This is a genomic window from Azorhizophilus paspali (assembly GCF_043587585.2).
GTDB lineage: Bacteria > Pseudomonadota > Gammaproteobacteria > Pseudomonadales > Pseudomonadaceae > Azotobacter > Azotobacter paspali.
In genome coordinates this window covers 680,260-703,240 of the sequence record NZ_CP171449.1, presented here as the reverse complement: position 1 = coordinate 703,240, position 22,981 = coordinate 680,260, and the positions used below count along the sequence as shown (strand labels likewise).

Sequence of the window (22,981 nt, the reverse complement as noted above, 5' to 3'; positions counted from 1 at the left end):
GACGATTTCCGGGTAGCCAGCCTGTGGCTCAAGGTGCCGGTGGTGACCGCCTGGTCTGCGCCCGGCGCTGCCCTGCTGGTCACCCTGCTCCCGGCATTCGGCCTCGACGAAGCGGTCGGCGCCTACCTCACGGCCGGGGCGATCCTCTTTCTGATCGGCGTCTCCGGCTGGAACGGGAAAAGGACGGAACCGCCTGACCCGTCCCCACTGTCCGGATCGCCTCCCCTGTCGTCGCCAAGGTACAGATTTTCCTGATTTTTTTATCGAAGGACGGTTGACACTCAAATCGATGACGACAATAATGCGCGCCACTTGGCTACATAGCTCAGTTGGTTAGAGCGCAGCATTCATAATGCTGATGTCCCAGGTTCAAGTCCCGGTGTAGCCACCATCTACATGTTTCCGCATGACTCCATATGCGCTGGAAACACCCCAAGAAGCCCGCCCTGTGCGGGTTTTCTTGTTTCTACATGCCCCCGAATGCCCCCCTATAGCATTGCCACCCGTGTATGCCTCTGTGTATGCTTCTGAAAAAATTGAACAGAAGGCATACAAGCGATGAAGCGCAGCGAGATCAAGCGTCGCCCTCTGGCCGATACTGTGCTCGCCACCCTGGAACCAGAGGCCACCGCATACCGCGAGCTGGACGGCAATGGCCTGTACTTCCGGGTTAAGCCGAATGGCAGCAAGTCGTGGGAGCTGCGCTACAAGAAGCCAGACGGCAAATGGTCTTGGCTTGGGCTTGGAGGCTATGGCACAGGCGACCATCAATTGACCGGCGCACAGGCCCGCCAGGAGGCCGCCAAACTGCGCAGCGACTCATCCGAGGGCAGTAACCCGCTCGCCACGAAACGCGCCAGAAAGGCCGCCGAAGCCGAAGCAGCCAACAACACGTTCGAGCATCTGGCCCGCGAGTGGTACGCGACCAAGCGCAAGACTTGGACGGAAGGCACGGCGGTTCGCACTATCGGCGCCTTGGAGAAGCATGTGTTCCCCGTGTTCGGCAAACGCCCCTATGTCTCGATCCTGCCCATGGAGTGGATGGAGCTCCTCCGCAGCATGGAACAGACCGGCATAGTCGAACAGACCAGCCGCGTGCGCGGTATGTGCCGGGAGATTTACGACCTTGCCCGAGTCACTGGTCGCGCCACCCACAACCCGCTCGAAGGTCTGCACAAGTTCCTACTGACCAAGCCCGTCGAGAATTACGCCCACGTTCCACTCGATGAGCTGCCGGCACTGCTGCGCGCAATCCAATCTTACCCCCACGCCACCGACGTGCGTATCGGCCTGCAACTGCTGGCCATGCTGGCCTGTCGCCCGTCCGAGATTAGGGAAGCCCGCTGGTCCGAGTTCGACCTCGATGCCGGCCTGTGGCTGATCCCCGCCGAGCGGATGAAGCGCCGCCGCGAGCATCTTGTGCCCCTGCCCTCTCAGGCCGTGGAACTGCTGCGCGGCCTGCACAACCTGACCGGAACCTATCCCCTGCTGTTTCCTGGCCGAAGTGACACCACCAAGCCACGCAGCAATACCGTGTTTCTCATGGCCCTGCGCCGCCTGGGGTACGAAGGCCGCCAGACCGGCCACGGCTTCCGGCACATCGCCTCGACGATCCTCAACGAGCACGGTTTCGACGAGAACCACATCGAGGCCCAGCTTTCGCACGTCAAGGAAGGGGTGGCAGGCGTCTACAACAAGGCGCAGTACCTGACCCAGCGCCGGGAAATGATGCAGTGGTATGCCGACCATCTGGACACGCTCGCCGCCGGCAACGTAGTGGAGTTCAAGCGTGCGTAACGCGCAACCCAACCGGAAGAGGTGAAGCAATGGGGAAATGGGACGACATAACAGCGGATGGCTTGATGGGCGCGGTATATGCGGCCAAGGGAAAGTATGACCCGGAGCTTTCGCGCAACGTAATAGAGGCTTTCCACGAACGCATGGAGCGGGAGGGCGACGGGTTTTATCTATCCAAGGATGTCGAAGCGCTTTGTGTCCTGATGAAGCACGTTTTCGCCCAGATACTGGAAGGCAGGACAGCGGACCAAGCCTTTGGCCTGAAGCCCATCAAGGGGAAACACGAACGCCCCAGCACAATGGATCGTGATATGGCCGCCGCTGCCATTGTCGTCCTTGGCGTCCGCCGGGGCAGCACGCGGTTTGCAGCGGTAGCGGATGCCGCCGTCCGCCTGGGTATCAGCGAAAGCGTGGCTGGAAAGGCATACGACGAATACCGAGAAGCGATATGTCTTTGCACAGACGCGGACCTTGAGGAAATGGCAGAGCCATAAGCTTGCAGCCATAAGCCCGCGTTATGGCCGTTAAGATTTAATCGCCCGATTGCGTACCTTGCCCCCGTACACAATACGGAGGCGCCCAAATGCTCCAGAGTCACCCCACCATCGACCAAGCCCTGATTCCCCAGCCTGAGGTTTGCAAGGCGATTGGCCAGACCCGCTCCGGCCTAGAGAAGCTCCGCAAGAAAGACCCCACATTCCCGAAGCCGATCAAGTTCGGCGACACCCGCCAGTCTGCCGCGTACTACGTCATTGCCGAGATCAATGCCTGGCTGCAAGCCAAGATCGCCGCGAGGGACTGAGCATGAAAAAGGCGACCCGTCCCGAAGAACAAAGCCGCCTGCTGCAAGGCCAGTCTATCACCGCCAGCGCCAGCCCCGACGTGCTGCTGGTGGATATGCCGACCAAGATCGCCCGCATCCTGGCCTACGTTCTGGTGCCCTGCAATTCGCTGAACCGCTTCGAGGCCGAGATGCTGGGCGACCACTGCCTGAACTCGACCATTGCCAAGCTGGCGAATGACTACGGCCTAGAGTTCCAGCGCCGGCCGGAGAAGGTGCCCAACCGCTGGGGCGCTCCCTGCGACGTGACCCGCTACAGCCTGCCGGAGAGCCAGTATCCGCGTGCCCGTGCCGTGCTGGCGCTGCTGAGCAAGCCGGCCAAGGGCCGCGACCGGAGCCAGTTGAGCGCTAGCGAGCTGGAGTTTGTCACCCTGGTCGAGCAACGCAACTCCTTGCTGATCGCCCAAGGCATGCCCTACGACGAGCGCAAGGTTGCCCTTCGCCGGTACGTACAGACGCTGCATGGCAAGCGTCTGGAAGGAGGCCGCGCAGCATGACGACCTACACCGGACACCGCGTAGAAGACCACGAAGATTTCATCCTGGAGCAGCTTCTGCCGCTGATCGTCGACCATGCTGGCGCCAGCGATACCCCGACGGAGGTAGTCGCCTTCGCCGTGCTCCTGACCCTGGCGACCGTCCTGCAAGCTAGGGGGCTGGGACGTGACGTGCTGGTCCGCGCCATTGATGCCGCCCGCTTGCCGACCCATGAAGCGCCGGAGGGTGTGCAATGACGATCCAGACTTTGCGTTTTTGTGGGGTTACCGAGGTTACCGCCAGCAATGGCGCAGCCTGTAGCGGTAACCTCAGATTTTCGGGTGAGGTTACCGAGGTTACCCGGCAGCGCCTGGAGAATGAAAAACGCGGGGACACGGCAGATCGCCGCCCCCGCGCTATTGGTTCCGCCTACTCTGGCGAATGCGTCTTGAGCCAGTCCGCCAGCGCGGCATCCATTCGGGTCTGCCAGCCGGGGCCGGACGCCTTGAAGGCGCACAGAACATCGGTCGACAGTGTCAGCCTGATGGGTATTTTCCGGCTTTTGGGATGCCGGCCTCGCGGTCGTGCACGGCTCCGCAGCCTGGCGGCTTTCATCTGGCGGGCAGACTCCAGCAGATCGGCGTGGCACCACCTCTGCTCGTCATCCATACCCGATGCCCTATGCCGGCCGGGCAGGTACAAGCTCGGCGTGGAGCTTGATGCCCAGTGCTCCCATCACCTTCATGATGGTGGCCAAGCTGGGGTTACCGTCTGCGGACAGCGCCTTGTACAGCCCCTCGCGGGTCAAGCCGGTGTCGCGGGCAAGCTGGGCCATGCCGCGGGCACGGGCAATATCGCCCAGCGCAGCGGCCAGCAGCACGGGATCGTTCTCTTCGAGGCAGGCCTCCAAGTACAGGGCCATGTCCTCTTCGGTCGCCAGGTGGTCAACGACGTCCCATTGGGTCAGCGTGGTTTTCGTCATGGTGTCCTCCTACAGGTCACGCGCCAGTTTGATGGCTGTCTTGATGTCTTTGTCCTGGCTGGACTTGTCGCCGCCTGCCAGCAGGATGACCAGCTCATGGCCACGCTGGACGAAATACACCCGGTAGCCTGGGCCGTAGTCGATCCGCAATTCCGATACGCCTTCGCCCACCGGTTTGCAGTCACCCAACGTACCAAGCCCTACCCGGCGCAGCCTGGCGTTGATATGGACTCGCGCTCGCGCATCCCGCAAGGCGGAGAACCATTTGCTGTAGGTGTCGGTTTGAATGAGTACGGGCATGGGCAAACTGTAAACCACAGTTCACGCTTCATCAATCTGAAACCGGGGGTTGCAAGCGCCAGCAGCCAACGCTATGGTGCGCCCGTCACGGTCAATCCCGTGGCCGGGTTTGGCGACCCGAAGACTACACGGCGCACCAGCGCCACCAAGACTATTGCAGGCGCTTTTTTTATGCCCGCAATGCTGTGTCATGGCGGCTGTGCGTGGGAGACCGAAAGGTCTGCCGGGTTCCGTGTGTCCCGGTTCGCCAACCTGCGCACAGTCGCCTCCAATGACCGTTTGGCGACGGTCGGGGGCGGCTCCACAACACACACGGAGCACTACCCCATGAAGCACCCGCACGCCCTCAATCCGTCCGCGCTCTGGCAACGCGCCGCTGCCCACCGCGCCATGGCCCTTGCCGCCCTGCGCGCCGATTCCTCCCTGTTCGTCCGCCTGCGCCGCTACAACCACCACATCAACATCGCCCGCGCCCTGGAAGCTCAGGGGGTGGTCCTGTGATCGCCGTCCAGTTGATCGACAGCACCGGTCGCGTGCTGGGCAATCTGCGTCTTCCGTCCCACCTGAGCCTGGCCGACCTAGAGCGTCTGGCCCTGGCTGCCGGCTCTCCGTCGCTTGAGAAGCACGTCGAGCAGCAGCTTGCCGCCGAGGTTCGTACTCGTGCCCTGGAAGTGGGGGTGGTGGCATGAGCACCATCGTCCGCACCACTGACGCCATCGCCGATGAAGCAATCTGCACCATTGCCTTTGGCCAAGAGCATTCGACCTGGCTGTCCGCCCTGATGACCGCCATCCGCCTCGACGCCGAGCACAACCAAAGCCGCCGCGTGGCCGATCTGGCCACCCTGGGGCACTACCTGGCCAGCGACTGCGCCAACTACCTGGACACGCAATCCAGCGACCTTCGCCGCGAGCTGGACGCGCAGGAGGTGGCGAAATGATCCGCTCCGACTGGAATGCCCTGTTGCCGAATTACGAAACCATCGAAGCCATGAGCCCGGAGAAGCTGGAGGCCGCCGAGGACTACGGCATGAACATCGGTTTCGGCATCGCCGCCATCGGCAACCTGCTGGCCAGCACGGCCACGAACGGCGCTCACGGCCTCGATCCCGATGCCATGAGCGACCTTGGCTGGCTGCTGGAAACGCTGGGCAAGCTGTCCGCCAAGCTGATCGACACCGGAAACGGCATCCGCGCACGCCGCGCCACCCTTCAAGAGGACTGACCCATGACGGATTTTCAACGCTGCCAGCCGGCGGCGACGGGATCGGCTTGCCCGGAGAAAGGCCCGGCCCTGCAACTGACCAACCACCACTTGGAGCTGATCCGCCAAGCGCGGGCCGCACTCCATCGTGCGATCAAGGAGAACCCTGCGCCAGAGGATCGCGAAGCCTGGATTACCGCTGCCGAGCGGCTGGCCGTGGCGCTGGTCGCCCGCCTGGAGAGCATCGAGGTGACTTGCCCATGACCAACATCATCCCTGCCGAGGCCAGCCTCGCCACCCTGGCCGCTTCGATCAACCGTTGCATCCGCGAGGCCGAGAGCGCCGCCCGTACCGCCGTCGAACTGGCGATTGAAGCCGGCCAGCAACTCAACTCGGCGAAAGATCAGGTTCCGCATGGCCAGTGGGAAAGCTGGCTGTCCGAAAACGTCAAGGCGGTACCGCGCACCGCACAGGCATACATGCGGCTGGCGCGGGAGGTTCCGCTGCTGTCTGCCGAAGAAGCGCAACGCGTTGCGGATTTGCCGCTGCGCGAGGCGATGAAGGCCATCGCCACCCCGCCGACCGAGCCGCCGCGTGCCAGCCTGCCGACCGTGCGTGTGAGATCGCTAGACGACCGCGACCGGATCAAAAAGGCATTCGACAGCGCCGCCAAAGGCATCAGGAAGGTGGCGCGTGCTGCTGACATGGGAGCGACCTTGCGACAGAGGGAAATCGACAGCGCCCGCCGCGCACTGGAACAGGCGCTTGCCCAGCTCGCAGAACTGGAGCGCGACCACCTGGACGTTGATCGACTGGAGGCCCGCCCATGAGCGTTGTTCCGTTCAAGCCGAAGGGTGGCGGCGGAGAGCCGCCCCACATCGATAACGAAAGCTACCTAATGCTGGTGGATACCCTGATCGGCTTTCTGAAGCTGTGCGCCGAGCCGGACTATCCGATCAGCCCGGAGCATCGCGCCCAGCTCAGAACCATGCGCGATCTGACCGTGCAACTGGAACGCCTCGCCGAGCGGTTCACCCCGCCGAAGGGGGCCGCATGACTATTAGCTTCGATATCGAGCAAGTAGCACGGCACCTGCTGGGCGAGCCTAACGCCAACATGAGCAAGCCGACCGAGCTTCGCTTCGGCACTCGTGGTTCGCTCGCCGTGAACCTGGACAAAGGCACTTGGTTTTCCCATGAGGAGCACGTCGGCGGAGGCGTGCTCGATTTGATCGCCAGGGAGACCGGTATCACCGCCCGCGCCGAGCAATTGGCGTGGCTGGAATCGCAGGGGCTGCGAGAACAGAAGCCGACTCAATGTCCTGCAAGTCCTAATGTCCTGGTCAAACCCAAGATCGACACCACCTATGCCTACAAGGACGAGAAGGGCCGGACGCTGTTCGAGGTAGTCCGGTTCGAGCCGAAAGACTTCCGCCAGCGCCAGCCAGACGGCAAAGGCGGCTGGGACTGGTCAGTAAAAGGCGTTCGGCAGGTTCCATACCACCTGCCGCAATTGCTGGCCGCCGATCCTGGTGCGTGGGTGTTCATCGTCGAGGGCGAGAAAGACGTGCTGCGCTTGGAGTCGGTCGGTCTGATCGCCACCTGCAACGCGGGCGGCGCCGGCAAATGGCCCGACGAGCTGACCGAGCACTTCAGGGACCGCCGTGTCGTCATCCTCCCTGACAATGACGAGCCAGGGCATAGGCACGCCGACATGGTAGCGGCCAAGCTCGAAGCCTTCGGCGCTTATGTCCGCGTACTCTGCCTGCCCGCGCTACCGCATAAGGGCGACGTGTCCGACTGGTTGGACGCTGGCGGCAGCGTCGAACGCCTGCTTAAGCTGGTCGAGCTTCCCGGCAACGGACTGCCCGAGGACGATGCGCCCGCCGAGCAGCTGGTCGAGGAAACATTCGCCCCCGGCGACGATGAGGACGACGAAAAGCAGAGCCAAGCATCCCAGTTGGTGAAGTTCGTCGAGCAGCGCTTCGAGCTGTTCCATGACGCCAACAAGGACGTGTTCGCCCGCGACCGGAAAACCGGCGAGGTGCGCAACCTGGCTTCTCGCCAGTTCCGCGACTGCCTGCTGGCCGGCTTCTACACCGACACCGGCAAGGCCCCGAGGGACCAGTCGCTGCGCGAGGCATTGGCTACCCTGGCCGGTCTTGGCCGCTTCCATGGCGAGTGCCTGGCCGTCCATCTGCGCACCGCAGGCGCAGCCGGCGAGTATTTCCTCGACTTGGCCGCGCCCGGCAGTAGCCGAGCCGTCCGGCTGCTCCCTGGTCGCTGGGAGATCGTCGATAAGGCCGATGCCGCTTTCGTCCGCCCCGAGTCGATGCAGGCGCTCCCCGAGCCGATACCCGGCGGCTCCATCGATCCGGTCTGGCGCGTGGCGAACATCCCGCCCGGCTCGCGGCTGCTGGCGCTGGCCTGGCTGGTCGAGTGCCTGCGCCCCGACACGCCGTACCCGGTGCTGGAGCTGCTGGGCGAGCAAGGCAGCGCCAAGAGCACGACGCAGACGGCGCTCCGCCGGCTGATCGACCCGAACGCTTGCGACCTGCGCGGCTCGCCGAAGTCGGTCGAGGACATCTTCGTCTCGGCGGGTGCCTGCTGTCTGGTGAGCTACGAAAACGTCTCGCACCTGCCGGCGCCCATGCAGGACGCGCTGTGCGTACTGGCGACCGGGGGCGGCTTCGCCAAGCGCAAGCTGTACTCCGACAGCGAGGAGAGCGTCATCAGCGTCAAGCGGCCCATCGTGCTGAACGGGATTTCCGCCGCCGTCACGGCGCAGGACCTGGTAGACCGGACCATCACCATCGAGACGCCGGTCATCGGCGAGCGCTTGGAGGTCACGGCGCTATGGCAGGCGTTCGAGGCCGAGCGTGGGCGACTGCTGGGCGCGCTGCTGGACATCGCGGCGAAGGCGCTGGCGCTGCTGCCCGACATGCACATCCCCGCCGAAGACCGTCCCCGCCTGGTCGAGTTCGCCCGCCTAGGCATGGCCGTGGCCGCCGCCGTCCGCCAGGAGCCGGAGGACTTCATGCGGGAGTTCAACGCCTGCCGACAGGAAAGCCTATCGCGCACCATCGACGCCAGCCCGGTCGCCGCCGCCGTGGTGGACATGATCGAGGCCCGCCCCAGCGGCATGACCGCACCGGCAAAGGAGGTCCTGAGCGCCCTGGAGCAGTACCGCCCGACCGGCTGCGATTCGTGGCCGAAGTCTCCGAAGGGATTGGGGGATGCCCTGCGCCGTGCCGCTCCTGCCCTTCGCCAGTTGGGTATCGACTGCAAGTGCCTGGGCAAGGGTAGCGGAGGCGTAGTCCGCTGGGAGGTGCGGAGGAAACTTCCCGACTCGAAGTCCCAAATGTCCCAAGTCCCAAATCCACCCACTGAAAAGTTGGGACTTGGGACTTCTGGGACATGGCGGCAGGAGATTTCCTCCAGCGATACCGGCGAGTACGGAAAAAGAAAATTGCCGAACCAAAGTCGTGCAAGTCGTGAAGTCGTGCAAAACGATCAAAAAACAGCCAATCAGCACGACATTACGACATGCACGACTTCGAGTCGGGAAGTTTCCTCCGCCGACTCCGCCCAAGACTGGGAGGACTTCTGACCATGGCCGCCCTGGACTACCTGCGCCGGGCCGGCCTGTCGGTCGAAGCCAACGGCGACAAGCTGCGCCTGCGCCCTGTCGAGCGCATCACCGATGCCGTGCGCCAATTCGTGCGTGACCACAAGGCCGAGCTGCTGGCCGAGCTGATCGCCGCCAACGACGCACAGCCCGCCCCGGAGCTGCCACACGCGACGACAGCGGCACCGGCAGCACACCCGGCAGAGGCCCGGCGCAACGCCTGGACGATCACCCGAGGGGGCAAACCGATCTGCACGATCTGCGGCGCTCCCATGACCCGAGACGAAGCCCTGGCCGAAGCCCGCTGGCGCTGGCCGGATGCCGATATTCTGGAGAACTGACCCATGACCCCAAACCAAGCTGTAACCCTGATGGGCATTGCCCTGAAGCCGACCACCACGCATCGGACCAGCCTGATTGTCATTCGCCGCATGGCGCGCCACTTCTGCGAGAGTGCCGAAGCCATCCACGACGAGCGCCAACTACTGCGCCGGGAGGCTGCCGTACTGCGCCAGTTCGAGCCGTTCACCAAGCAACAGGCCGATGCCCTGGAGCAGCAGGCCAAGGACCATCGGGATACCGAGCTGGAGGGCATACGGGAAATCCTGCGCGCCTTCGGGCAGTCGCTGCTCCGCGACAGTGACGGGTATCTGGTCGCCCTGGGCTTCGACACCGTGTGCGACCTGCTCAACGTCAACACGGTGGAGCGGGAGCAGGCCCGCCGCGACGGGGTGGACGATCTGTCCGGGCTGATCTTCGTTCACAACCTGGAGGACAGCGCCAGCCATCGCGGCGAGGACTTCAAGCGTGGCCCGCTGTTCGAGGCATGCCTTGAGGCCATGATGGAGTTCTGCCGCACCGCGCCCAAGGACGTGCTGCCCGATCCGTTCGCCCCCGGTGGCCCGCTGTACGGCGCTCCGATTCGCATGGTTCAGCCGGACGGCACCGTGACCATCAAGCGCCCGGACCTGACCGTGCATGACGCCAGCGGCTCCCGCGTGGTGAAGCGGTAGGCTCACCCCTACGCGCTTCGGGCTGGCCCCTCAATTTTGAGGAGCGAAGCCTGCGGTTTTGAGCGCGTAGGGCTGACCAAAGCAGGAATGCCTGCTTAGCCTGGTGTGCTCCATCGAGCTGGGCAATCTGGCTCCTCAATTCTGAGGGGCCGCCTGTTCTACATACCCGGAAAGCCGGGAATGATCGCCGGCCAATCCGGGGCGGTTCTCGATTTGAAACCGGAAAACCCGGCATCAACGCTGATTGGCGGAAAAGGTGTCTCCGAGACGGAGATTCCCGATGCGGCAAAACACCCCATGAAAGGCCGGCATTCCGGCTTTTGCGAAATTAACCTTATGCAACCCTGCGTCAAGCCTTGGGCGCCGCAAGATCACGGCAAGACCGATTTGCGAAAACCAACCCCATGAATGAGGCCGGGAACGGTAAGAACACGGTAAGGATGAAGGGGTGGCCATGATGACCACACCCCAAGGCATCCCCGCGTAAAGCCGGGAAAATTCCGGAATAGCATGCGCCAGCGATCCGGGTAGCCGATGGCTCAGACTTGAGCCATGTCCGCGTCTGGTGCTGGCGCCGCTGGGGGACCGGCTGGGATTTCAGCCGATCATCACGCACTCCTTCACGCACGATCTTCACGCACAGCGAAATGCGTGAAGAGGCGGAGATCATCGACGAGGCTTCCGCCAGTTCTGGCGTTTGAAACGGATCAACCTGTCCGCCGGCCTGGATCAAGTCCCCGGATCGGGACAGGTTCCGAGCGTGGGGACAGCGCCACGCTGTGGCCGGGCCGCCACCGTGTTGGAATCAACACGCCGTGTCGAAATCAACACACTGTGCTGGGAATGGCACTCTGCGTCGAAACTATCGGTCCGCTCCGACTCGGACCAGCAGAGCCGAGACAGACCAAATCGTCTCACTGAGCACGCTTCATCCCCCAGCGGGGGATGGATGGTCCAGAACTGGACCACGCTCGGATGCTCAAACCGCCGCCGTGGCGGTTTCGGACATTGGCCGAAAGCTCGGCTGATGTGGGCCGGGTTAGCGGAAAAAACCGACTCGGTTCCTGCTAGGTTTCTCCGATTTCAAATCGGAGTATTCCTGCCGCCAGCGCCAGCGCTACGGGCATCGGCTGGAAGTTCAGCCGATCTACCTGCCCCGCCTGCGAGTGGGCATCACCTATCGGCGAAGGGAACCTGAAAAAACCTGAAAACCCGCCCCGCCGCGTGTGGGGATCGCCGCCGCCTGAATGTCAGGTTTTGACAGGTTCTCACCCGCCCCGCGTGCGCGTGGGGATGACCCCGAACTTCAGGCTTACAAAATTCAGGCTTACAAAAATTTTGTAAGCGCCTGATCCGCGTGCGCCCGGAGCGGATGCCCCTGGCACATCAAAAGTAGAGAAAAATAGAGCCTGATCCGCGTGCGCCTGAGGATGGCCACTGCCCTTTTGGTGTAGTGACCGCCTGAAAGATCAGGAGATGTTCACCAGCAGAGGAAACGTCATCCCCCACCGGGGGAACACCACCCCGAGGCGGGGGAGTGAAGGCGATCACCAGCGCCAGCATGGCGTCATCCTGGATGGCTTGGAGCTGGTCAAAAAGCAGCCGAAAAGAGGCCAGCAGCCGGCATCTTGTATGCCTATGTGTATGCCTGAAATTTTTTGAACACTGAAAGCCGCAAAAACACTGGGATTCATACCTCTGTTCAAACGTCGGTGTAGTGCGGGTTTTCTTGTTTCTAAATGTCCCCGAATGCTCCGCTATAGCATTGTTCGCCGTGTATCCCCGTGCGTACCATGCCGGAAAACATGAAACTGAGGGATACACGCAGCGAGATCGAACGCCGCCCGATGGCCGATACCATGCTCGCCACCCTGGAGCCAGAGGACAAGGAGTACCGGGAACTGGACGGCAACGGCCTGTATCTGCGCGTTCGCCCGGACGGCTCGAAGTCCTGGCAGCTCCGCTACAAGAAGCCGGACGGCAAATGGTCCTGGCTTGGCCTTGACGGGTACGGCACCGGCCCGCACCAATTGACCGGCGCACAGGCCCGTTAGAAGGCGGCAGAGCTGCAAGCGGATGCCGCCGAGGGCAAGAACCCGCTTGCCACGAAACGCGCCAGAAAGGCGGCAGAGATCGAAGCAGCCAATAACATCTTCGAGCACCTGGCCCGCAAGTGGTATGCCACCAAGTGCAAGACCTGGACGGAAGGCACAGCGCTGCGAACCATCGGCGCCCTGGAACTTCATATGTTCCCCGTGTTCGGCAAGCGCCCCTATATCTCGATCCTGCCCATGGAGTGAAGGCATCATCGAGCAAACCAGCCGGGTTCGCGGCATGTGCCGGGAAATCTACGACCTGGCCCGCGTCACCGGCCGCACTCAATACAACCCGTTGGAAGGACTTCACAAGTTCCTGCTGACCAAACCATCCGAGAACCACGCCCACGTCGCCCTCGATGAGCTGCCGGCGCTGTTGCGTGCGATCCGCGTACTGCACCAGTGACGTTCGCATCGGCCTGCAACTGCTGACTATTTTGGCCTGCCGTCCATTCAAGATCAGGGAGGCCCGTTGGTCCGAGCTCGACCTCGATGCCGGCTTGTGGACGATCCCCGCCGAGCGCATGAAGCGCTGCCACGAACATCTGGTGCCCCTGCCTTCTCAGGCCGTGGAGCTGCTGCGCGGTCTGCACAACGTGACCGGCTCTTATTCCGCTGCTATTCGCTGGTCGCAGCGACACCACCAAGCCCCGGAGCAATACCGTATTCCTGATGGCCCTGCGCCGCCTGGGGTACGAAGGACGCCAGACCGGCCATGGCTTCCGGCATATCGCCTCGATGATCCTCAACGAGCACGGTTTCGACGAAAACCACATCGAGTCCCAGCTCTCGCACGTCAAGGAAGGAATGCGGAGCGTCCACGACAAGAGCACCTATCTGGAGCAGCGCAAAACCATGATGCAGTGGTATGCCGACCATCTGGACACGCTCGCCGCCGGCAACGTGGTGGAGTTCAAGCGAGCGTAACGGTTTACCGGCTGGCCTAGGGTCGCTCCCGAAAAGCGGACCTTCTACCCGCCTAGCTGGCTGACCTATTCGGAGTGGGAAGTGCCTGGGACGGCGCAGCGATGGATTATGAGGACGATCTGCCGAACCTCGACCACTGGAAGCCGATTATAGAGTTCACAGTGGAACAAGCGGCCTTACTGCTAACCGGGATAGACCCGTTCGACGTGGAAATCCTGGCGGAGGTCAAGAGGCGACGATTTCCGCACTAGAAAAAGGCACTGGCGCATTCCCTGGCCATCGTTTCAGCCATCCGGCAAGGGATAATCTCTCCTATCGTGTGCAGCGCTTACATATTCGAGGAAGGCCAGTAGTTCGGTTGGACTCAGGCAGCAATGAAGCCGTCGCCCGCCGCGTATCCCTTCCGGCCAGAATCGATCATCCATGGAGGCGCATGTAAGCCAGGACCTACAAAAGATCGAGAGCTTTGCCAATTTGCTCGAAGCAGGCACCCGAGTAAATTAACTCCCATACCGACATCGAAGGATCGATGAAGGCTGCTAGGGACCGAAGCCAAGGGAAGCGTCGCAAGGAATGCGGCATCATCAGGACGATGACCCCCAGGGATGAAGTGAGACGACAGAAGCGGCGAGGCTAACCCCTCGCCGTTTTTGTTCGTCCACGTCCTGAAAGGCTGACACTCCGACTTTTGCCCCCCCATGAAAGATCCGCATCAAGCCTCTTGAAAGCAGCGCGTACGACTGCCTTAAAAGGGTCGGCGACCGGGCGGCCCTCATGGCTATCGCTGGGCTCGTCGCCCTCGACTCCGTAACCGGGGGCCGTGGACAATTCCTTGACATCCTTCGTGGTAGGGTCGACTAGACCATACGAAGCGGTGCTACCAAGGAGCCGAATTGATGACCGGAACACGCGAGCAACAGGCCATCGAATATTTCAACGTCGTGCAGCGGCTGGCCGGCAACCGGCCGTTCATCCAGCACCTGGTATCCACGTTGCCGAATGACCGCCCGGTTCCGCGGCAATTGGCGGAAATGCCGCTCGCGGCGATGTTGCGGCTGTATTGCGATTGGGTAGAACGCTCCTACGGCGAGGGCGGCAAGGGCGTCGAAGCAGCGGACATGCGCTCGGAACCGGGCGCATCCGCCAAGAGGTTCACGCCTTCCCGGCTGCTGGCAGCTCTACGGCATGGAAACTTTTCGACATTGTGGCCGTGACCGCCGGTTCGCCGCGAAGCTGACATGCCCTCACGTGTCGCCGGTTTCGCGATGCTCCAGCGCCTCCCATCCCGAGCCGGTGGAGCGCAGGCGATCGCCGAGGCATTCGGCTTCGCATTCAAACAAGGGGCATCATTCACCGTCGACGACGCCCCTGCGCTTTCTCAAGCGGCCTGCTCGCCTTACGAGATGCCGATGACTTGGAGCTGATCGGCCACCGCCGCGAATAAGGAAAGCGTCGGCGGAAAGCCCGTCGTCATAGTCGCCCTCCAGGGCGAGCCCGAAACGCCTGCCTTCGGCATCCGCCTCGAAGCTCTTGAGGTAGCTGCGGTCGCCGCTCGCCTGCACGGCCAGGGTGCCGTCGTGGTTGTCGCCCAGGCTGCTGAAGCCTAGCGTCGACAGGTCGATGCGATCCTCATCGGCATCGAAGTCGGCGATCCGGTCGCTGGCGATTTCGCTGTCAATGCGGTAGCTGTCTGCCCGGCACGAAAAGCAGAACAGATCGGCACCCGCTCCGCCGATCAAGGTGTCGTTGGCCGCGCTGCCTTCGAGGGTCTCGGCAGCGAAGAGCGGATTACCACCGTCGAGCAGATCGGCGAGATCGCCCTTCAGCGATATCTCGAAGTGCCATCCTTCGGCATCCGCCCCGAAGTTTTTAAGATAGATCAAGGTTGTAGCTGGAGCCCGTGAGCAGGATCTTGCCGTCGGCCTGCATAACCAGGCCCTGGCCCTCGTCGTAGCTGCTCGCGATATCGAATACGGCCCTGCCGGCATTGCCGAAGCCGGTGTCGAGCGTGCCGTCGGCGTTCAGGCGGACCACGCCGAAGTTCGATGAGCCCTGACCGCCGATCAGAATCCGGCCACCGGATTGCAGGGCCAGGTCATAGCCGTAATCGTGCCCTCGACTCTACATGTTTATAAGCAGCCTGCCCGTACTCGATGTCAATGCGTTCATACAACTATCCCTCTGATTTTTTGATCTTGTCGTTGGCGAGCGCCCAGGGCATCCGGCGTCTCCCGAAGGGATGGGGGATGCACCGGCCGGGCATCGCTGGCTCGGCCATGACGGCGCTCCCAAGCGCGGCCTGCCGGAGTCAGGTAACGCCGGAGGATATTGGTTTTGTCGTTACGGGGTTTTGTCGGAGGCTCCCGGCGGCAACGAGCGTAGACGAAGAAGCGCCCCGCTCCACCGGCAGCGGCGGCCGCGCGGAAGGATCATTTCCTGCCGGGACGCTCCGGGGCCAGCCGGCCTTTCAGGTAATGCCGGATGCGGATGTCGATATCCGGGGTCTGGAAGTGCCGAGCAGCCGCCTCGATTTTCAATTCGCCACGGGTCACCCGCTGATGATGGCGCAGGTGTTCCAGCCAGGATTCGTCGATGAAGAACTCCAGCCACTGGCGCGGATTCTCGCTGTCCTGCACCAGGCACCAGGAAATCGCCCCGTTGCGCCGGCGCATGCCACGCACCTCCTCCATCGCCTGCTGGAAGGCCACAGCCTTCTGCGGGTCGATGTCGTACTCCAGGGTGACGACCACAGGTCTCCGCTCCCGGTCTAGGCCCTCGGCGAGGATCGGCGCCGGCCAGTGCAACGAGGGCGCCAGATCCTCCGCCTCGGTGACCGGCAGGTGGAAGCGTAGGGCGGCGAGCAGCCCCAGCGCCAGCAGCGCGGCGGCGCACAACAGGGCGAAGGGGATCGACGCGCGGCTGGCGACCAACCCCCACAGGGTGCCGCCGGCGGCCATGCTGCCGAAGAACACCAGAATGTAGACGGCCAGCGCGCGCGCCCGCACCCAGCTCGGCACCGCGGTCTGCGCCGCCACCTGCAGGCTGGACAGCACGGCGATCCAGGCCGCGCCACTGAGCAGCATCACCGGAACCAGCAGGTAGAGATCGCGCAGCAGCGCCAGGGCGATCAGCACCAGCGCATAGAGCAGGCTGGCCAGCAGCACCAGGCAGTCGCTGCCCAGCTGCTCGCGCAGGCGCGGCAGGAAGGCGGCGCCGAGCACCGCGCCGATGCCGACGCAGCCGAGCAACAGGCCGAAATCGGTGGCGCTGCCCTGCAGTTCGCCGCGCACGATCAGTGGCAACAGCGACATGCCGGCGCTGGCGCCGAGGAAGAACGCCAACGCGCGCGCCAGCACCGCCTGCAGCGGCCGCGAACTGCGGCTGTAGCGCCAGCCGGCACGCAGCGCACCGAACAGCCGTTCGGCCGGCAGCACCGCGGGCTCCGTCTCGCGTCTCCAGGCCAGCAGCACGGCGATCACTGCGAAGAACGAGACCGCGTTGACGGCGAAGGTCAGCCAGGGGCCGACCAGGCTGACCAGCACCCCGGCGATGGCCGGGCCGACCGCCCGCGCCAGGTTGACGCCAACGCTGGACAGCGTCACCGCCGCCGGCAGCTCATCTTTGCCCACCAGCTCCGGCGTGGTCGCGCTCCAGGCCGGCATCATCAGCGCCGTGCCGCCGCCCATGCACAGGGTCAGCGTCAGCAACAGCCAGACGCTGGTCAGTCCAAGCAGGGTGAGCGCCGCCAGCAACGTGGCCACCACCGCCATCCACAGTTGCACGCCGAGCAGGTAGCGGCGCTTGTCGACGATGTCCGCCAAGGCGCCAGCCGGCAGGGCCAGGAAGAACATCGGCAGGGAGCCGGCCACCTGTACCAGCGCCACGTTCAAAGGGCTGGCCGACAACGAGGTCATCAGCCAGCCGGCGCCGACCTCGTGCATCCAGGTGCCGATGTTCGAGGCGATGCTGGCCAGCCACAGCCAACGGAAGGTCGTCTGGCGCAGCGGGCTCCAGGGCGAGGAGGCGGATACGCTCATGGTCGGGCGTCCTTTGCGGGGAGTCCTGGAGTCAGGTATAGACGGTCGCGTGCAGGCGCACGCGCCATGGCAGAGGAAGCGAGCCGGAGGTTTCCGGCTCGCTGGCGCTCAGAAGGCGAAACAGGAGCAGCCCAGTGCGCCCCAGAAACCCTGGTGGTCGCTGACCGGTACGTCGGAGAGGCGCGCCCGTTCGTGGTTGTGGGCGTGCACGGCGCAGGCGCCGGCGCACTGGTGCACCTGGGCGGCCAGCGGCGCGGCGGGTTTCCAGTGGCCGGGCACGCGGCTCACCGGCGACCAGTCCGGCAGCACCGGCAGGGTCGGCGGGTCGAGTTCGTCGAATTCGGCGGCGGCGTAGACCACCTTGCCGCCGACCACCGTCAGCACCGACTCGAGCCACTTGATCTGTTCTTCCTCGACGCTGAAATAGTCCGCCGACAAGGCTGCCAAGTCGGCGAACTGCCCCACCTTGATTTGCCCTTTCCTGCCCTGTTCGCTGGAGAACCAGGCGCTGCCGCGGGTGAACAACTCCAGCGCGGTTTCCCTGGACAGGCCCTGCGGGTAGAGCTGCGCGCCGCCGACGGTCTTGCCGCTGGCCAGCCAGTACAGCGCGGTCCAGGGGTTGTAGCTGGCCACCCGGGTGGCATCGGTGCCGGCACCCACCGGCACGCCCTCGGAAAGCATGCGCTGGATCGGCGGGGTCTGCTCGGCGGCCCGCTTGCCGTAACGGTCAACGAAGTATTCGCCCTGGAAGGCCATGCGATGCTGGATGGCGATGCCGCCGCCCAGGGCCCTGACCCGCTCGATGTTACGCGGGCTGATGGTCTCGGCATGGTCGAAAAACCAGGGCAGGCCGGCGAAGGGAATGTCGCGGTCGACCTTCTCGAATACGTCGAGCATGCGCGAGATGGACTCGTCGTAGGTGGCGTGCAGGCGGAATGGCCAGCGCTGCTCGACCAAATGGCGGACCACCGGCTCCAGCTCCTGCTCCATGCTCGCCGGCAGGTCCGGGCGCGGCTCGAGGAAGTCCTCGAAGTCGGCGGCGGAGAACACCAGCATTTCGCCGGCACCGTTGTGGCGGAAGAAGTCGTTGCCCGCGCCGGGCTTGACCATCTTGCTCCAGTTCTGGAAATCGGCTAGTTCTTCCTTGGGCTTCTGGGTGAACAGGTTGTAGGCGATGCGCACGCTGAGCTGGTCGTCCTCAGCCAGCTTGCGGATCACCTCGTAATCCTCCGGGTAGTTCTGGAAGCCGCCGCCGGCGTCGATGGCGCTGGTCAGGCCCAGACGGTTGAGTTCGCGCATGAACTGGCGGGTCGAGTTGATCTGGTATTCCAGCGGCAGCTTCGGCCCCTTGGCCAGGGTGGCGTAGAGGATCATCGCGTTGGGACGGGCGATCAGCATGCCGGTGGGGTTGCCGCTGGCGTCGCGCTGGATCTCGCCGCCGGGCGGGTTGGGGGTGTCGCGGGTGTAGCCCACCACCTCGAGCGCGGCGCGGTTGAGCAGCGCGCGGTCGTAGAGATGCAGGACGAACACCGGGGTATCCGGCGCCGCCCGGTTCAATTCGTTAAGGGTCGGCATGCGTTTCTCGGCGAACTGGAATTCGGTCCAGCCGCCGACCACCCGTACCCACTGCGGTGCTGGCGTGCGCTCGGCCTGCTCCTTGAGCATGCGCAGGGCATCGGCCAGCGAAGGCACGCCTTCCCAGCGCAACTCCAGGTTGTAGTTGAGTCCGCCACGAATCAGATGCAGGTGCGAGTCGTTGAGGCCGGGGATCACGGTGCGGCGTTGCAGGTCGATCACCCGTGTGGCGGTGCCGCGCAGGGCCATGGCCTCGGTGTCGCTGCCGACGGCGAGAAACCGGCCATCCTTGATGGCCACGGCCGTGGCGCTGGAATTGTCGCGGTCGACGGTATGGATGCGGCCATTGAAGAGGATCAGATCGGCGGTCATGGAACCCCCTGAAGTGGTGTCTTGGGTGGAGCTGGCGAAGGGCAACGCGGACCAGAGCACGCCTGCCGCGCCCAGGAGCGAACCGGCGGCGAGAAACTGGCGGCGGCTGTGACGGGGTGGATCGTCGTGCATAGATTCCTCCCAAGTCAGTGGGCGTTCAGCCAGGCGGAAAACCAGCGGGTCACCGCCGGCATGAATAGATAAACCACCAGCAACACGATGCTAAGGGTGATGAGGACGTTGCTCGGCAGGTAGCCGCCGAGCCAGGGCAGCGCCGCGAACAGCGGTTGCCAGAGCAGCGGCACCAGCAGGGACAGCGGCAGGATCGCCAGGAAGGAGACGCAGGCCTGTTTCCAGCGCGGCGGCGGACTCACATCGCCCGGCGTGAACCAGAACTCGCGGCCGAGGTTGAATTCCAGACGGTCGCCGTCGGTTAGCAGAGGAGCGACCTCCTCGATCAGTCGGCGACGGTCGGCGGACTCCAGCCAGGCCTGCAACTGGCCGGTGCTGGCGAAGCGCAGGACGCAGGTGAAACGGCGCCGGTCACCGTCCTGTTCGCGCAGCACGTCGACGCCGAGGTGGCCGGGATAGCGCTTGGCGACGTCCACGGTGCGGCGCAGCCAGCCTTCGTATTCCCGCTCCCGCCCTTCCCTGACCCGATGGCGGATGAGCAGGGTCACTACGCCCTCTGACATCTCGGTGCGCATCGCTTCACTCCTGTGTCGCGCCGACCTGGCGAGGGCCGGTGCGGGCGCTCAGTGGCCTTCCGAGGCGTTGAACATGGTCTTGGCGTAGATCAGACCCAAGCCATAGGCGCCGCCGTGGGCGATGGAGGTCCGCACCGTTTCGTCGTAGGTCTCGCCGCGCGCCCAGTCGCGCTGCAGTTCGAGCAGGTACTGGAGGGCGGTCATCGGCCGGGCCCCCTGCTGGATCATGCGCTGCATGGCGCGTTCGTGGGCCTCGTCCGAGACGTCGCCGCAGGCATCGGCGATCACGTAGGCCCCGAAGCCCTGGTCCAGGGCGGACAGCACCGGCCCGACGATGCACACCGAGGTCCACAGGCCGGCGAAGACGATCTTATCCTTGCCGGCCCGGTTAACCTCGACCGCGATCCGCTCGTCCTCCCAGGTGTTCATGGTGGTCCGGTCGATCACACTGTGTTCGGGGAACACGGAGCGGATCTCGTCGAAGATGGGGCCCGAGAAGCTCTTTTCCGCCACCGTCGTCAGGATGGCGGGAACCTTGAACTCCCTGGCGGCCTTGGCCACCAAGGCGACGTTGTTGCGCAACGACACCGCATCGATCGACTTGGTGGCGAAGGACATCTGCGACTGGTGGTCGATCATGATCAGGGTGTGGTTGGCCGGGTCCAGCAAAGTCCGACCGGGAACGGCTTTCGCGGTACTCATAACAGCCTCCAGCAAGGTTGGAGAGCATGACGATGTGGCAGGCGACCGGCCGGAGTCTTGTATCGATGTGTCGCCCTGGAAAGGATGTGCGGTTTATTTCGATGGACAGAGGTTAGCTGCGGCGCCGGGAAGTATCGTGGACCGTCGATGCCGTCGCGTTCGACCTGCCCGTCCGATGGAAGCGCCTCCAGTTGGAAGGCGCGGCCCCGGTCATCTTCTGAAAAACCCTGGAGAAGTGGGACTGGTCCGTGAAGCCGCAATCCAGACCGATCCGCGAAAGGCTCATGGAGGTGTGCAGCATCAGTTCCTTGGCCTTTTCCACCCGCATCTTCAGCAGCCACTCGTGGGGAGCCAGCCCCGTGCTCCGCTTGAATGCGCGAGAGAAGTAGGCCCGCGACAGGGAGCATTCCGCCGCCAGTTCGGCGATCGACAAGCCGTCGGCGAGATGCTCGGCGAGCATCTCCTTGGCTCGTCTCTCCTGCCAGGGAGCCAGGCCTCCCGGGATGTCCCGCAAGGGGCCGGTTTTCCCGTAGCGCGAACCGATGTGAGTACACATGGCCAGCATGACCTGATCGACGAAGAGCCGGTTCGCCTCGCCGGGCATGCTCAATGCCGGAACGAGCGCGAGCGACAGGTGATAGACGACGGGGTCGAGCGTTCCCTGCGCACAGTCGAGGCTGCCGGGCACACCGGCACCCGCCTCGCGGAAAGTCTCCTCCAGCGATACCCGCGGAAGATTGAGGCGAAGGTTGTCATAGGGCGCCAGATGCTGGCACCGTACCTCGTCTCCGAGGTAGGCGATCGACATGCTTTCCCGGACATGACCGCCCTTGTACGTCAGGCGCTTGCCTCGCCACAGTTTGTGCGAGGCGAAGTCCCGGAGCTGGACGATGATCGAAAAAGCGTCGGCGCAAGGGACCTCCAAAATCCTGGTTGGGTCCGGATCGGTGTCGCGGTTGTGCAGGATGGAGACCTGGAGCCCGCCGAACGCCGGGGTGGCCGGGCGGCTCGTCGATGGACCGTGTGGAATGGAATCGCCGATCTTGCGCATCTCTGCTCCCTCAGTTGAAGAGCGAATGACCGCTGTATATCGAGGCTGGCTTTACCGCTGTGGCCAACCAGACTCCTTTTCAGTCTTAGCCGATCCTGCCCGATCCCGGTGAACGTTCTTGACATCCTCTCCTCCCTCGCATAGAAAGAACTGTCTATCCGTACAGACGCGAGTGTAGGGTCGCTCCGTACCCCGCACTAGCCTTCCTCGGCCTGAAGAGGCTGTCGCGAAAGCCATTATCAAGCCTGTGAGATGATCGAGGCTGAAGCGCTTGCGCAAAGCAAGGAACGTAGGCGCAAATGCGCCGTGAGCGTTCTTTGGCGTGGGGCCACCTGTCACCCACATGCATCCCAGATCCAGCCGGGCGAGCCGTTCCAGCCCGCGCAGGGAGTGGATGCCCTGCATCACGCCTACAGGATCAGGCCCATCATCGGGCGGAGACGGTAAGGCGCACGACCTGTGCCCGCATAGTGCCGTTCGAACGCCTGCCAGTCTTGCTGTTCGAGCAGGCGTGCCACGACAAAGGGGGCTCTCTGGCCAGCCTGCTTCAACCAGTCCTCCAATCGCGTCGTGCCCAGAATAACCTTTTGCGCGTTGCCCGTGATAAACCGGCGTCCGGTATCCGACGCGCATGGCCGCGGCCTCGCGTCCGGAACCTGGGCGGCACCGAACAGATCGAATTGCTCACTGTCCAGCGCTACCGTCTTCGACGCTGTGCTCATTGCTCTTGGCCTTCAGGAAGGTATGACCCATTTTACCTGGTGGGGCTTTCGCGACAGCCTCTGAAGGCCGAGGCTTAGCGCACACCGGGTCAAGTGGTACCGGCGGGCAAGGGCCCGACCGCCATGACGTCCCGTCGCGACGGTTCGGAAAACGACCGAAGGCTCGGGAAAGATGCGGTAAGATTCGGCCGCTTCCCGCAGACGGCATGCAGCATCCCCGCGATGCCTTCCCGACTCGCGAGCGAACGGCACTCGCCCATACCGACGTACGCCGCGGGCCGGCTCCAGCGGAGTGCGGCGCGGCAGGATGAGTTGATGAACATGCGAAACAGACTGGAGGGCTTCAGCGCCCGCGAAGATGACCTGGAAGACTTCGACCTGGAGACCGCCCCGTCGCGTGCCGCCGCACCGGCGCGGCGCCGGAGCGGCAGCCTGGTGCTGAAGATCGCCCTCGGCGTCTGGCTCGGCGGCCTGGCGCTGATGCTCACCTGGTACGGCCTGGAGCTGCTGCTGCCGGAAGCGGCGAACCTGCACCTGCAACTGCGCTGAAACC

31 protein-coding genes, 1 tRNA gene and 4 pseudogenes are annotated in these 22,981 nt (G+C 63.9%); 24 read left to right on the top strand and 12 right to left on the bottom strand.

Annotation, left to right across the window (positions count from 1 at the left end; translation table 11 throughout):
• Positions 1 to 18: 18 nt before the first annotated feature.
• From ACGI6K_RS03435 to ACGI6K_RS03405, 7 genes and pseudogenes are all read left to right on the top strand, one after another.
• Positions 19 to 168 (top strand): annotated as a pseudogene (locus ACGI6K_RS03435) (benzoate/H(+) symporter BenE family transporter); the annotation flags it as partial.
• Positions 169 to 314: 146 nt separating this feature from the next.
• Positions 315 to 391, top strand: a tRNA-Met gene (locus ACGI6K_RS03430).
• Between the two features lie 167 nt (positions 392 to 558).
• Complete coding sequence (locus ACGI6K_RS03425; protein ID WP_376941740.1) at positions 559 to 1,797, top strand: tyrosine-type recombinase/integrase; 1,239 nt, start codon at positions 559 to 561, stop codon at positions 1,795 to 1,797.
• Positions 1,798 to 1,826: 29 nt separating this feature from the next.
• Positions 1,827 to 2,291, top strand: coding sequence for a hypothetical protein (locus tag ACGI6K_RS03420; protein ID WP_376941742.1), 465 nt, complete (start codon positions 1,827 to 1,829; stop codon positions 2,289 to 2,291).
• Positions 2,292 to 2,380: 89 nt separating this feature from the next.
• Positions 2,381 to 2,599, top strand: coding sequence for a helix-turn-helix transcriptional regulator (locus ACGI6K_RS03415; protein ID WP_376941744.1), 219 nt, complete (start codon positions 2,381 to 2,383; stop codon positions 2,597 to 2,599).
• A 2-nt stretch (positions 2,600 to 2,601) separates the two neighbouring features.
• Positions 2,602 to 3,135 carry a hypothetical protein gene (locus ACGI6K_RS03410; RefSeq protein WP_376941746.1) on the top strand — a complete coding sequence of 178 codons (534 nt, stop codon included), beginning with the start codon at positions 2,602 to 2,604 and terminating at the stop codon, positions 3,133 to 3,135.
• Positions 3,132 to 3,371 carry a hypothetical protein gene (locus tag ACGI6K_RS03405; protein WP_376941748.1) on the top strand — a complete coding sequence of 80 codons (240 nt, stop codon included), beginning with the start codon at positions 3,132 to 3,134 and terminating at the stop codon, positions 3,369 to 3,371. Before ACGI6K_RS03410 ends, ACGI6K_RS03405 begins: the two co-directional genes overlap by 4 nt.
• A 172-nt stretch (positions 3,372 to 3,543) precedes the next feature.
• Here ACGI6K_RS03405 and ACGI6K_RS03400 read toward each other — a convergent pair whose 3' ends face one another.
• The 3 genes from ACGI6K_RS03400 to ACGI6K_RS03390 all read right to left on the bottom strand — a co-directional run bounded on the left by ACGI6K_RS03400 (position 3,544) and on the right by ACGI6K_RS03390 (position 4,396).
• Positions 3,544 to 3,729 carry a BrnA antitoxin family protein gene (locus ACGI6K_RS03400; protein WP_420492556.1) on the bottom strand — a complete coding sequence of 62 codons (186 nt, stop codon included), beginning with the start codon at positions 3,727 to 3,729 and terminating at the stop codon, positions 3,544 to 3,546.
• 64 nt (positions 3,730 to 3,793) lie between these two features.
• Positions 3,794 to 4,096 carry an addiction module antidote protein gene (locus ACGI6K_RS03395; RefSeq protein WP_376941752.1) on the bottom strand — a complete coding sequence of 101 codons (303 nt, stop codon included), beginning with the start codon at positions 4,094 to 4,096 and terminating at the stop codon, positions 3,794 to 3,796.
• 9 nt (positions 4,097 to 4,105) lie between these two features.
• Positions 4,106 to 4,396: a type II toxin-antitoxin system RelE/ParE family toxin gene (locus ACGI6K_RS03390; RefSeq protein WP_376941754.1), complete on the bottom strand. Its 291-nt coding sequence runs from the start codon at positions 4,394 to 4,396 to the stop codon at positions 4,106 to 4,108.
• A gap of 327 nt (positions 4,397 to 4,723) precedes the next feature.
• Here ACGI6K_RS03390 and ACGI6K_RS03385 point away from each other — a divergent pair, with 327 nt between their 5' ends.
• From ACGI6K_RS03385 to ACGI6K_RS03310, 16 genes and pseudogenes are all read left to right on the top strand, one after another.
• A complete protein-coding gene (locus tag ACGI6K_RS03385) occupies positions 4,724 to 4,897 on the top strand; it encodes a hypothetical protein (RefSeq protein ID WP_394543422.1) in 174 nt (57 codons plus the stop codon).
• On the top strand, positions 4,894 to 5,085 hold the full coding sequence (locus ACGI6K_RS03380) for a hypothetical protein (protein ID WP_377969186.1): 192 nt from the start codon (positions 4,894 to 4,896) through the stop codon (positions 5,083 to 5,085). Before ACGI6K_RS03385 ends, ACGI6K_RS03380 begins: the two co-directional genes overlap by 4 nt.
• A complete protein-coding gene (locus ACGI6K_RS03375) occupies positions 5,082 to 5,336 on the top strand; it encodes a hypothetical protein (protein WP_377969092.1) in 255 nt (84 codons plus the stop codon). Before ACGI6K_RS03380 ends, ACGI6K_RS03375 begins: the two co-directional genes overlap by 4 nt.
• Positions 5,333 to 5,620 carry a hypothetical protein gene (locus ACGI6K_RS03370; RefSeq protein WP_377969090.1) on the top strand — a complete coding sequence of 96 codons (288 nt, stop codon included), beginning with the start codon at positions 5,333 to 5,335 and terminating at the stop codon, positions 5,618 to 5,620. Before ACGI6K_RS03375 ends, ACGI6K_RS03370 begins: the two co-directional genes overlap by 4 nt.
• Positions 5,621 to 5,623: 3 nt before the next feature.
• A complete protein-coding gene (locus ACGI6K_RS03365; protein WP_377969088.1) occupies positions 5,624 to 5,863 on the top strand; it encodes a hypothetical protein in 240 nt (79 codons plus the stop codon).
• Positions 5,860 to 6,429 carry a DUF3102 domain-containing protein gene (locus ACGI6K_RS03360; RefSeq protein WP_376948286.1) on the top strand — a complete coding sequence of 190 codons (570 nt, stop codon included), beginning with the start codon at positions 5,860 to 5,862 and terminating at the stop codon, positions 6,427 to 6,429. The genes ACGI6K_RS03365 and ACGI6K_RS03360 overlap by 4 nt, the downstream gene beginning before the upstream one ends.
• The gene (locus ACGI6K_RS03355; RefSeq protein ID WP_376948288.1) at positions 6,426 to 6,656 is read left to right on the top strand and encodes a hypothetical protein; all 231 of its coding nucleotides are present in this window, start codon (positions 6,426 to 6,428) and stop codon (positions 6,654 to 6,656) included. The genes ACGI6K_RS03360 and ACGI6K_RS03355 overlap by 4 nt, the downstream gene beginning before the upstream one ends.
• Positions 6,653 to 9,208 carry a hypothetical protein gene (locus ACGI6K_RS03350; RefSeq protein WP_376948290.1) on the top strand — a complete coding sequence of 852 codons (2,556 nt, stop codon included), beginning with the start codon at positions 6,653 to 6,655 and terminating at the stop codon, positions 9,206 to 9,208. The genes ACGI6K_RS03355 and ACGI6K_RS03350 overlap by 4 nt, the downstream gene beginning before the upstream one ends.
• Before the next feature lie 2 nt (positions 9,209 to 9,210).
• A complete protein-coding gene (locus tag ACGI6K_RS03345; RefSeq protein WP_376948292.1) occupies positions 9,211 to 9,567 on the top strand; it encodes a hypothetical protein in 357 nt (118 codons plus the stop codon).
• Between the two features lie 3 nt (positions 9,568 to 9,570).
• Positions 9,571 to 10,239: a hypothetical protein gene (locus tag ACGI6K_RS03340; RefSeq protein ID WP_377969079.1), complete on the top strand. Its 669-nt coding sequence runs from the start codon at positions 9,571 to 9,573 to the stop codon at positions 10,237 to 10,239.
• 180 nt (positions 10,240 to 10,419) lie between these two features.
• Positions 10,420 to 10,647, top strand: a complete 228-nt coding sequence (locus tag ACGI6K_RS03335) for a hypothetical protein (RefSeq protein ID WP_377969077.1) — start codon at positions 10,420 to 10,422, stop codon at positions 10,645 to 10,647.
• Positions 10,648 to 12,044: 1,397 nt separating this feature from the next.
• Complete coding sequence (locus tag ACGI6K_RS03330) at positions 12,045 to 12,293, top strand: Arm DNA-binding domain-containing protein (protein WP_377969076.1); 249 nt, start codon at positions 12,045 to 12,047, stop codon at positions 12,291 to 12,293.
• Positions 12,294 to 12,305: 12 nt separating this feature from the next.
• Positions 12,306 to 12,539, top strand: a complete 234-nt coding sequence (locus ACGI6K_RS03325; RefSeq protein WP_377969349.1) for a phage integrase central domain-containing protein — start codon at positions 12,306 to 12,308, stop codon at positions 12,537 to 12,539.
• Positions 12,540 to 12,573: 34 nt separating this feature from the next.
• The gene (locus tag ACGI6K_RS03320; protein WP_377969074.1) at positions 12,574 to 12,741 is read left to right on the top strand and encodes a hypothetical protein; all 168 of its coding nucleotides are present in this window, start codon (positions 12,574 to 12,576) and stop codon (positions 12,739 to 12,741) included.
• Positions 12,695 to 13,262: pseudogene (locus ACGI6K_RS03315) on the top strand (tyrosine-type recombinase/integrase). The gene ACGI6K_RS03320 and the pseudogene ACGI6K_RS03315 overlap by 47 nt, the downstream one beginning before the upstream one ends.
• Before the next feature lie 896 nt (positions 13,263 to 14,158).
• Positions 14,159 to 14,476 (top strand): hypothetical protein, encoded by a 318-nt coding sequence (locus ACGI6K_RS03310; protein WP_376949632.1) that lies wholly within the window; start codon positions 14,159 to 14,161, stop codon positions 14,474 to 14,476.
• Between the two features lie 182 nt (positions 14,477 to 14,658).
• On the opposite strand, the pseudogene ACGI6K_RS03305 reads toward ACGI6K_RS03310, so the two are convergent.
• The 9 genes and pseudogenes from ACGI6K_RS03305 to ACGI6K_RS03265 form a co-directional block, all read right to left on the bottom strand.
• Positions 14,659 to 15,085, bottom strand: a pseudogene (locus ACGI6K_RS03305) (M10 family metallopeptidase C-terminal domain-containing protein); the annotation flags it as partial.
• A gap of 46 nt (positions 15,086 to 15,131) precedes the next feature.
• The gene (locus tag ACGI6K_RS03300; protein ID WP_420492555.1) at positions 15,132 to 15,191 is read right to left on the bottom strand and encodes a hypothetical protein; all 60 of its coding nucleotides are present in this window, start codon (positions 15,189 to 15,191) and stop codon (positions 15,132 to 15,134) included.
• A 42-nt stretch (positions 15,192 to 15,233) separates the two neighbouring features.
• Positions 15,234 to 15,359 (bottom strand): annotated as a pseudogene (locus ACGI6K_RS03295) (hypothetical protein); the annotation flags it as partial.
• A gap of 332 nt (positions 15,360 to 15,691) precedes the next feature.
• Positions 15,692 to 17,299 carry an MFS transporter gene (locus tag ACGI6K_RS03290; protein WP_376949636.1) on the bottom strand — a complete coding sequence of 536 codons (1,608 nt, stop codon included), beginning with the start codon at positions 17,297 to 17,299 and terminating at the stop codon, positions 15,692 to 15,694.
• A 108-nt stretch (positions 17,300 to 17,407) separates the two neighbouring features.
• Entirely contained in the window at positions 17,408 to 19,246 is a 1,839-nt protein-coding gene (locus tag ACGI6K_RS03285) for an amidohydrolase (RefSeq protein ID WP_376949665.1), read from the bottom strand.
• A gap of 146 nt (positions 19,247 to 19,392) precedes the next feature.
• A complete protein-coding gene (locus ACGI6K_RS03280) occupies positions 19,393 to 19,953 on the bottom strand; it encodes an antibiotic biosynthesis monooxygenase (RefSeq protein ID WP_376949638.1) in 561 nt (186 codons plus the stop codon).
• 48 nt (positions 19,954 to 20,001) lie between these two features.
• The gene (locus ACGI6K_RS03275; RefSeq protein WP_376949640.1) at positions 20,002 to 20,655 is read right to left on the bottom strand and encodes a hydrolase; all 654 of its coding nucleotides are present in this window, start codon (positions 20,653 to 20,655) and stop codon (positions 20,002 to 20,004) included.
• A 112-nt stretch (positions 20,656 to 20,767) separates the two neighbouring features.
• Positions 20,768 to 21,706 (bottom strand): AraC family transcriptional regulator, encoded by a 939-nt coding sequence (locus ACGI6K_RS03270; protein WP_376949642.1) that lies wholly within the window; start codon positions 21,704 to 21,706, stop codon positions 20,768 to 20,770.
• A 410-nt stretch (positions 21,707 to 22,116) separates the two neighbouring features.
• Positions 22,117 to 22,428 carry a hypothetical protein gene (locus ACGI6K_RS03265; RefSeq protein WP_376949644.1) on the bottom strand — a complete coding sequence of 104 codons (312 nt, stop codon included), beginning with the start codon at positions 22,426 to 22,428 and terminating at the stop codon, positions 22,117 to 22,119.
• Positions 22,429 to 22,749: 321 nt separating this feature from the next.
• On the opposite strand from ACGI6K_RS03265, the gene ACGI6K_RS03260 reads away from it, so the two are divergent.
• The gene (locus tag ACGI6K_RS03260) at positions 22,750 to 22,977 is read left to right on the top strand and encodes a hypothetical protein (protein WP_377969072.1); all 228 of its coding nucleotides are present in this window, start codon (positions 22,750 to 22,752) and stop codon (positions 22,975 to 22,977) included.
• Positions 22,978 to 22,981: the final 4 nt, after the last annotated feature.

Excerpts from the sequence above, each read along its gene's own strand:
- ACGI6K_RS03370 (WP_377969090.1), top strand. The coding sequence starts at position 5,333 with ATGATCCGCTCCGACTGGAATGCCCTGTTGCCGAATTACGAAACCATC.
- ACGI6K_RS03360 (WP_376948286.1), top strand. The coding sequence starts at position 5,860 with ATGACCAACATCATCCCTGCCGAGGCCAGCCTCGCCACCCTGGCCGCT.
- ACGI6K_RS03375 (WP_377969092.1), top strand. The coding sequence starts at position 5,082 with ATGAGCACCATCGTCCGCACCACTGACGCCATCGCCGATGAAGCAATC.
- ACGI6K_RS03320 (WP_377969074.1), top strand. The coding sequence starts at position 12,574 with ATGTGCCGGGAAATCTACGACCTGGCCCGCGTCACCGGCCGCACTCAA.
- ACGI6K_RS03260 (WP_377969072.1), top strand. The coding sequence starts at position 22,750 with ATGCGAAACAGACTGGAGGGCTTCAGCGCCCGCGAAGATGACCTGGAA.
- ACGI6K_RS03420 (WP_376941742.1), top strand. The coding sequence starts at position 1,827 with ATGGGGAAATGGGACGACATAACAGCGGATGGCTTGATGGGCGCGGTA.
- ACGI6K_RS03290 (WP_376949636.1), bottom strand. The coding sequence starts at position 17,299 with ATGAGCGTATCCGCCTCCTCGCCCTGGAGCCCGCTGCGCCAGACGACC.
- ACGI6K_RS03335 (WP_377969077.1), top strand. The coding sequence starts at position 10,420 with ATGATCGCCGGCCAATCCGGGGCGGTTCTCGATTTGAAACCGGAAAAC.
- ACGI6K_RS03390 (WP_376941754.1), bottom strand. The coding sequence starts at position 4,396 with ATGCCCGTACTCATTCAAACCGACACCTACAGCAAATGGTTCTCCGCC.
- ACGI6K_RS03345 (WP_376948292.1), top strand. The coding sequence starts at position 9,211 with ATGGCCGCCCTGGACTACCTGCGCCGGGCCGGCCTGTCGGTCGAAGCC.
- ACGI6K_RS03265 (WP_376949644.1), bottom strand. The coding sequence starts at position 22,428 with ATGAGCACAGCGTCGAAGACGGTAGCGCTGGACAGTGAGCAATTCGAT.
- ACGI6K_RS03270 (WP_376949642.1), bottom strand. The coding sequence starts at position 21,706 with ATGCGCAAGATCGGCGATTCCATTCCACACGGTCCATCGACGAGCCGC.
- ACGI6K_RS03395 (WP_376941752.1), bottom strand. The coding sequence starts at position 4,096 with ATGACGAAAACCACGCTGACCCAATGGGACGTCGTTGACCACCTGGCG.
- ACGI6K_RS03415 (WP_376941744.1), top strand. The coding sequence starts at position 2,381 with ATGCTCCAGAGTCACCCCACCATCGACCAAGCCCTGATTCCCCAGCCT.
- ACGI6K_RS03385 (WP_394543422.1), top strand. The coding sequence starts at position 4,724 with ATGAAGCACCCGCACGCCCTCAATCCGTCCGCGCTCTGGCAACGCGCC.
- ACGI6K_RS03410 (WP_376941746.1), top strand. The coding sequence starts at position 2,602 with ATGAAAAAGGCGACCCGTCCCGAAGAACAAAGCCGCCTGCTGCAAGGC.
- ACGI6K_RS03310 (WP_376949632.1), top strand. The coding sequence starts at position 14,159 with ATGACCGGAACACGCGAGCAACAGGCCATCGAATATTTCAACGTCGTG.
- ACGI6K_RS03280 (WP_376949638.1), bottom strand. The coding sequence starts at position 19,953 with ATGCGCACCGAGATGTCAGAGGGCGTAGTGACCCTGCTCATCCGCCAT.
- ACGI6K_RS03340 (WP_377969079.1), top strand. The coding sequence starts at position 9,571 with ATGACCCCAAACCAAGCTGTAACCCTGATGGGCATTGCCCTGAAGCCG.
- ACGI6K_RS03285 (WP_376949665.1), bottom strand. The coding sequence starts at position 19,246 with ATGACCGCCGATCTGATCCTCTTCAATGGCCGCATCCATACCGTCGAC.
- ACGI6K_RS03405 (WP_376941748.1), top strand. The coding sequence starts at position 3,132 with ATGACGACCTACACCGGACACCGCGTAGAAGACCACGAAGATTTCATC.
- ACGI6K_RS03400 (WP_420492556.1), bottom strand. The coding sequence starts at position 3,729 with ATGAAAGCCGCCAGGCTGCGGAGCCGTGCACGACCGCGAGGCCGGCAT.
- ACGI6K_RS03330 (WP_377969076.1), top strand. The coding sequence starts at position 12,045 with ATGAAACTGAGGGATACACGCAGCGAGATCGAACGCCGCCCGATGGCC.
- ACGI6K_RS03275 (WP_376949640.1), bottom strand. The coding sequence starts at position 20,655 with ATGAGTACCGCGAAAGCCGTTCCCGGTCGGACTTTGCTGGACCCGGCC.
- ACGI6K_RS03355 (WP_376948288.1), top strand. The coding sequence starts at position 6,426 with ATGAGCGTTGTTCCGTTCAAGCCGAAGGGTGGCGGCGGAGAGCCGCCC.
- ACGI6K_RS03425 (WP_376941740.1), top strand. The coding sequence starts at position 559 with ATGAAGCGCAGCGAGATCAAGCGTCGCCCTCTGGCCGATACTGTGCTC.
- ACGI6K_RS03350 (WP_376948290.1), top strand. The coding sequence starts at position 6,653 with ATGACTATTAGCTTCGATATCGAGCAAGTAGCACGGCACCTGCTGGGC.
- ACGI6K_RS03365 (WP_377969088.1), top strand. The coding sequence starts at position 5,624 with ATGACGGATTTTCAACGCTGCCAGCCGGCGGCGACGGGATCGGCTTGC.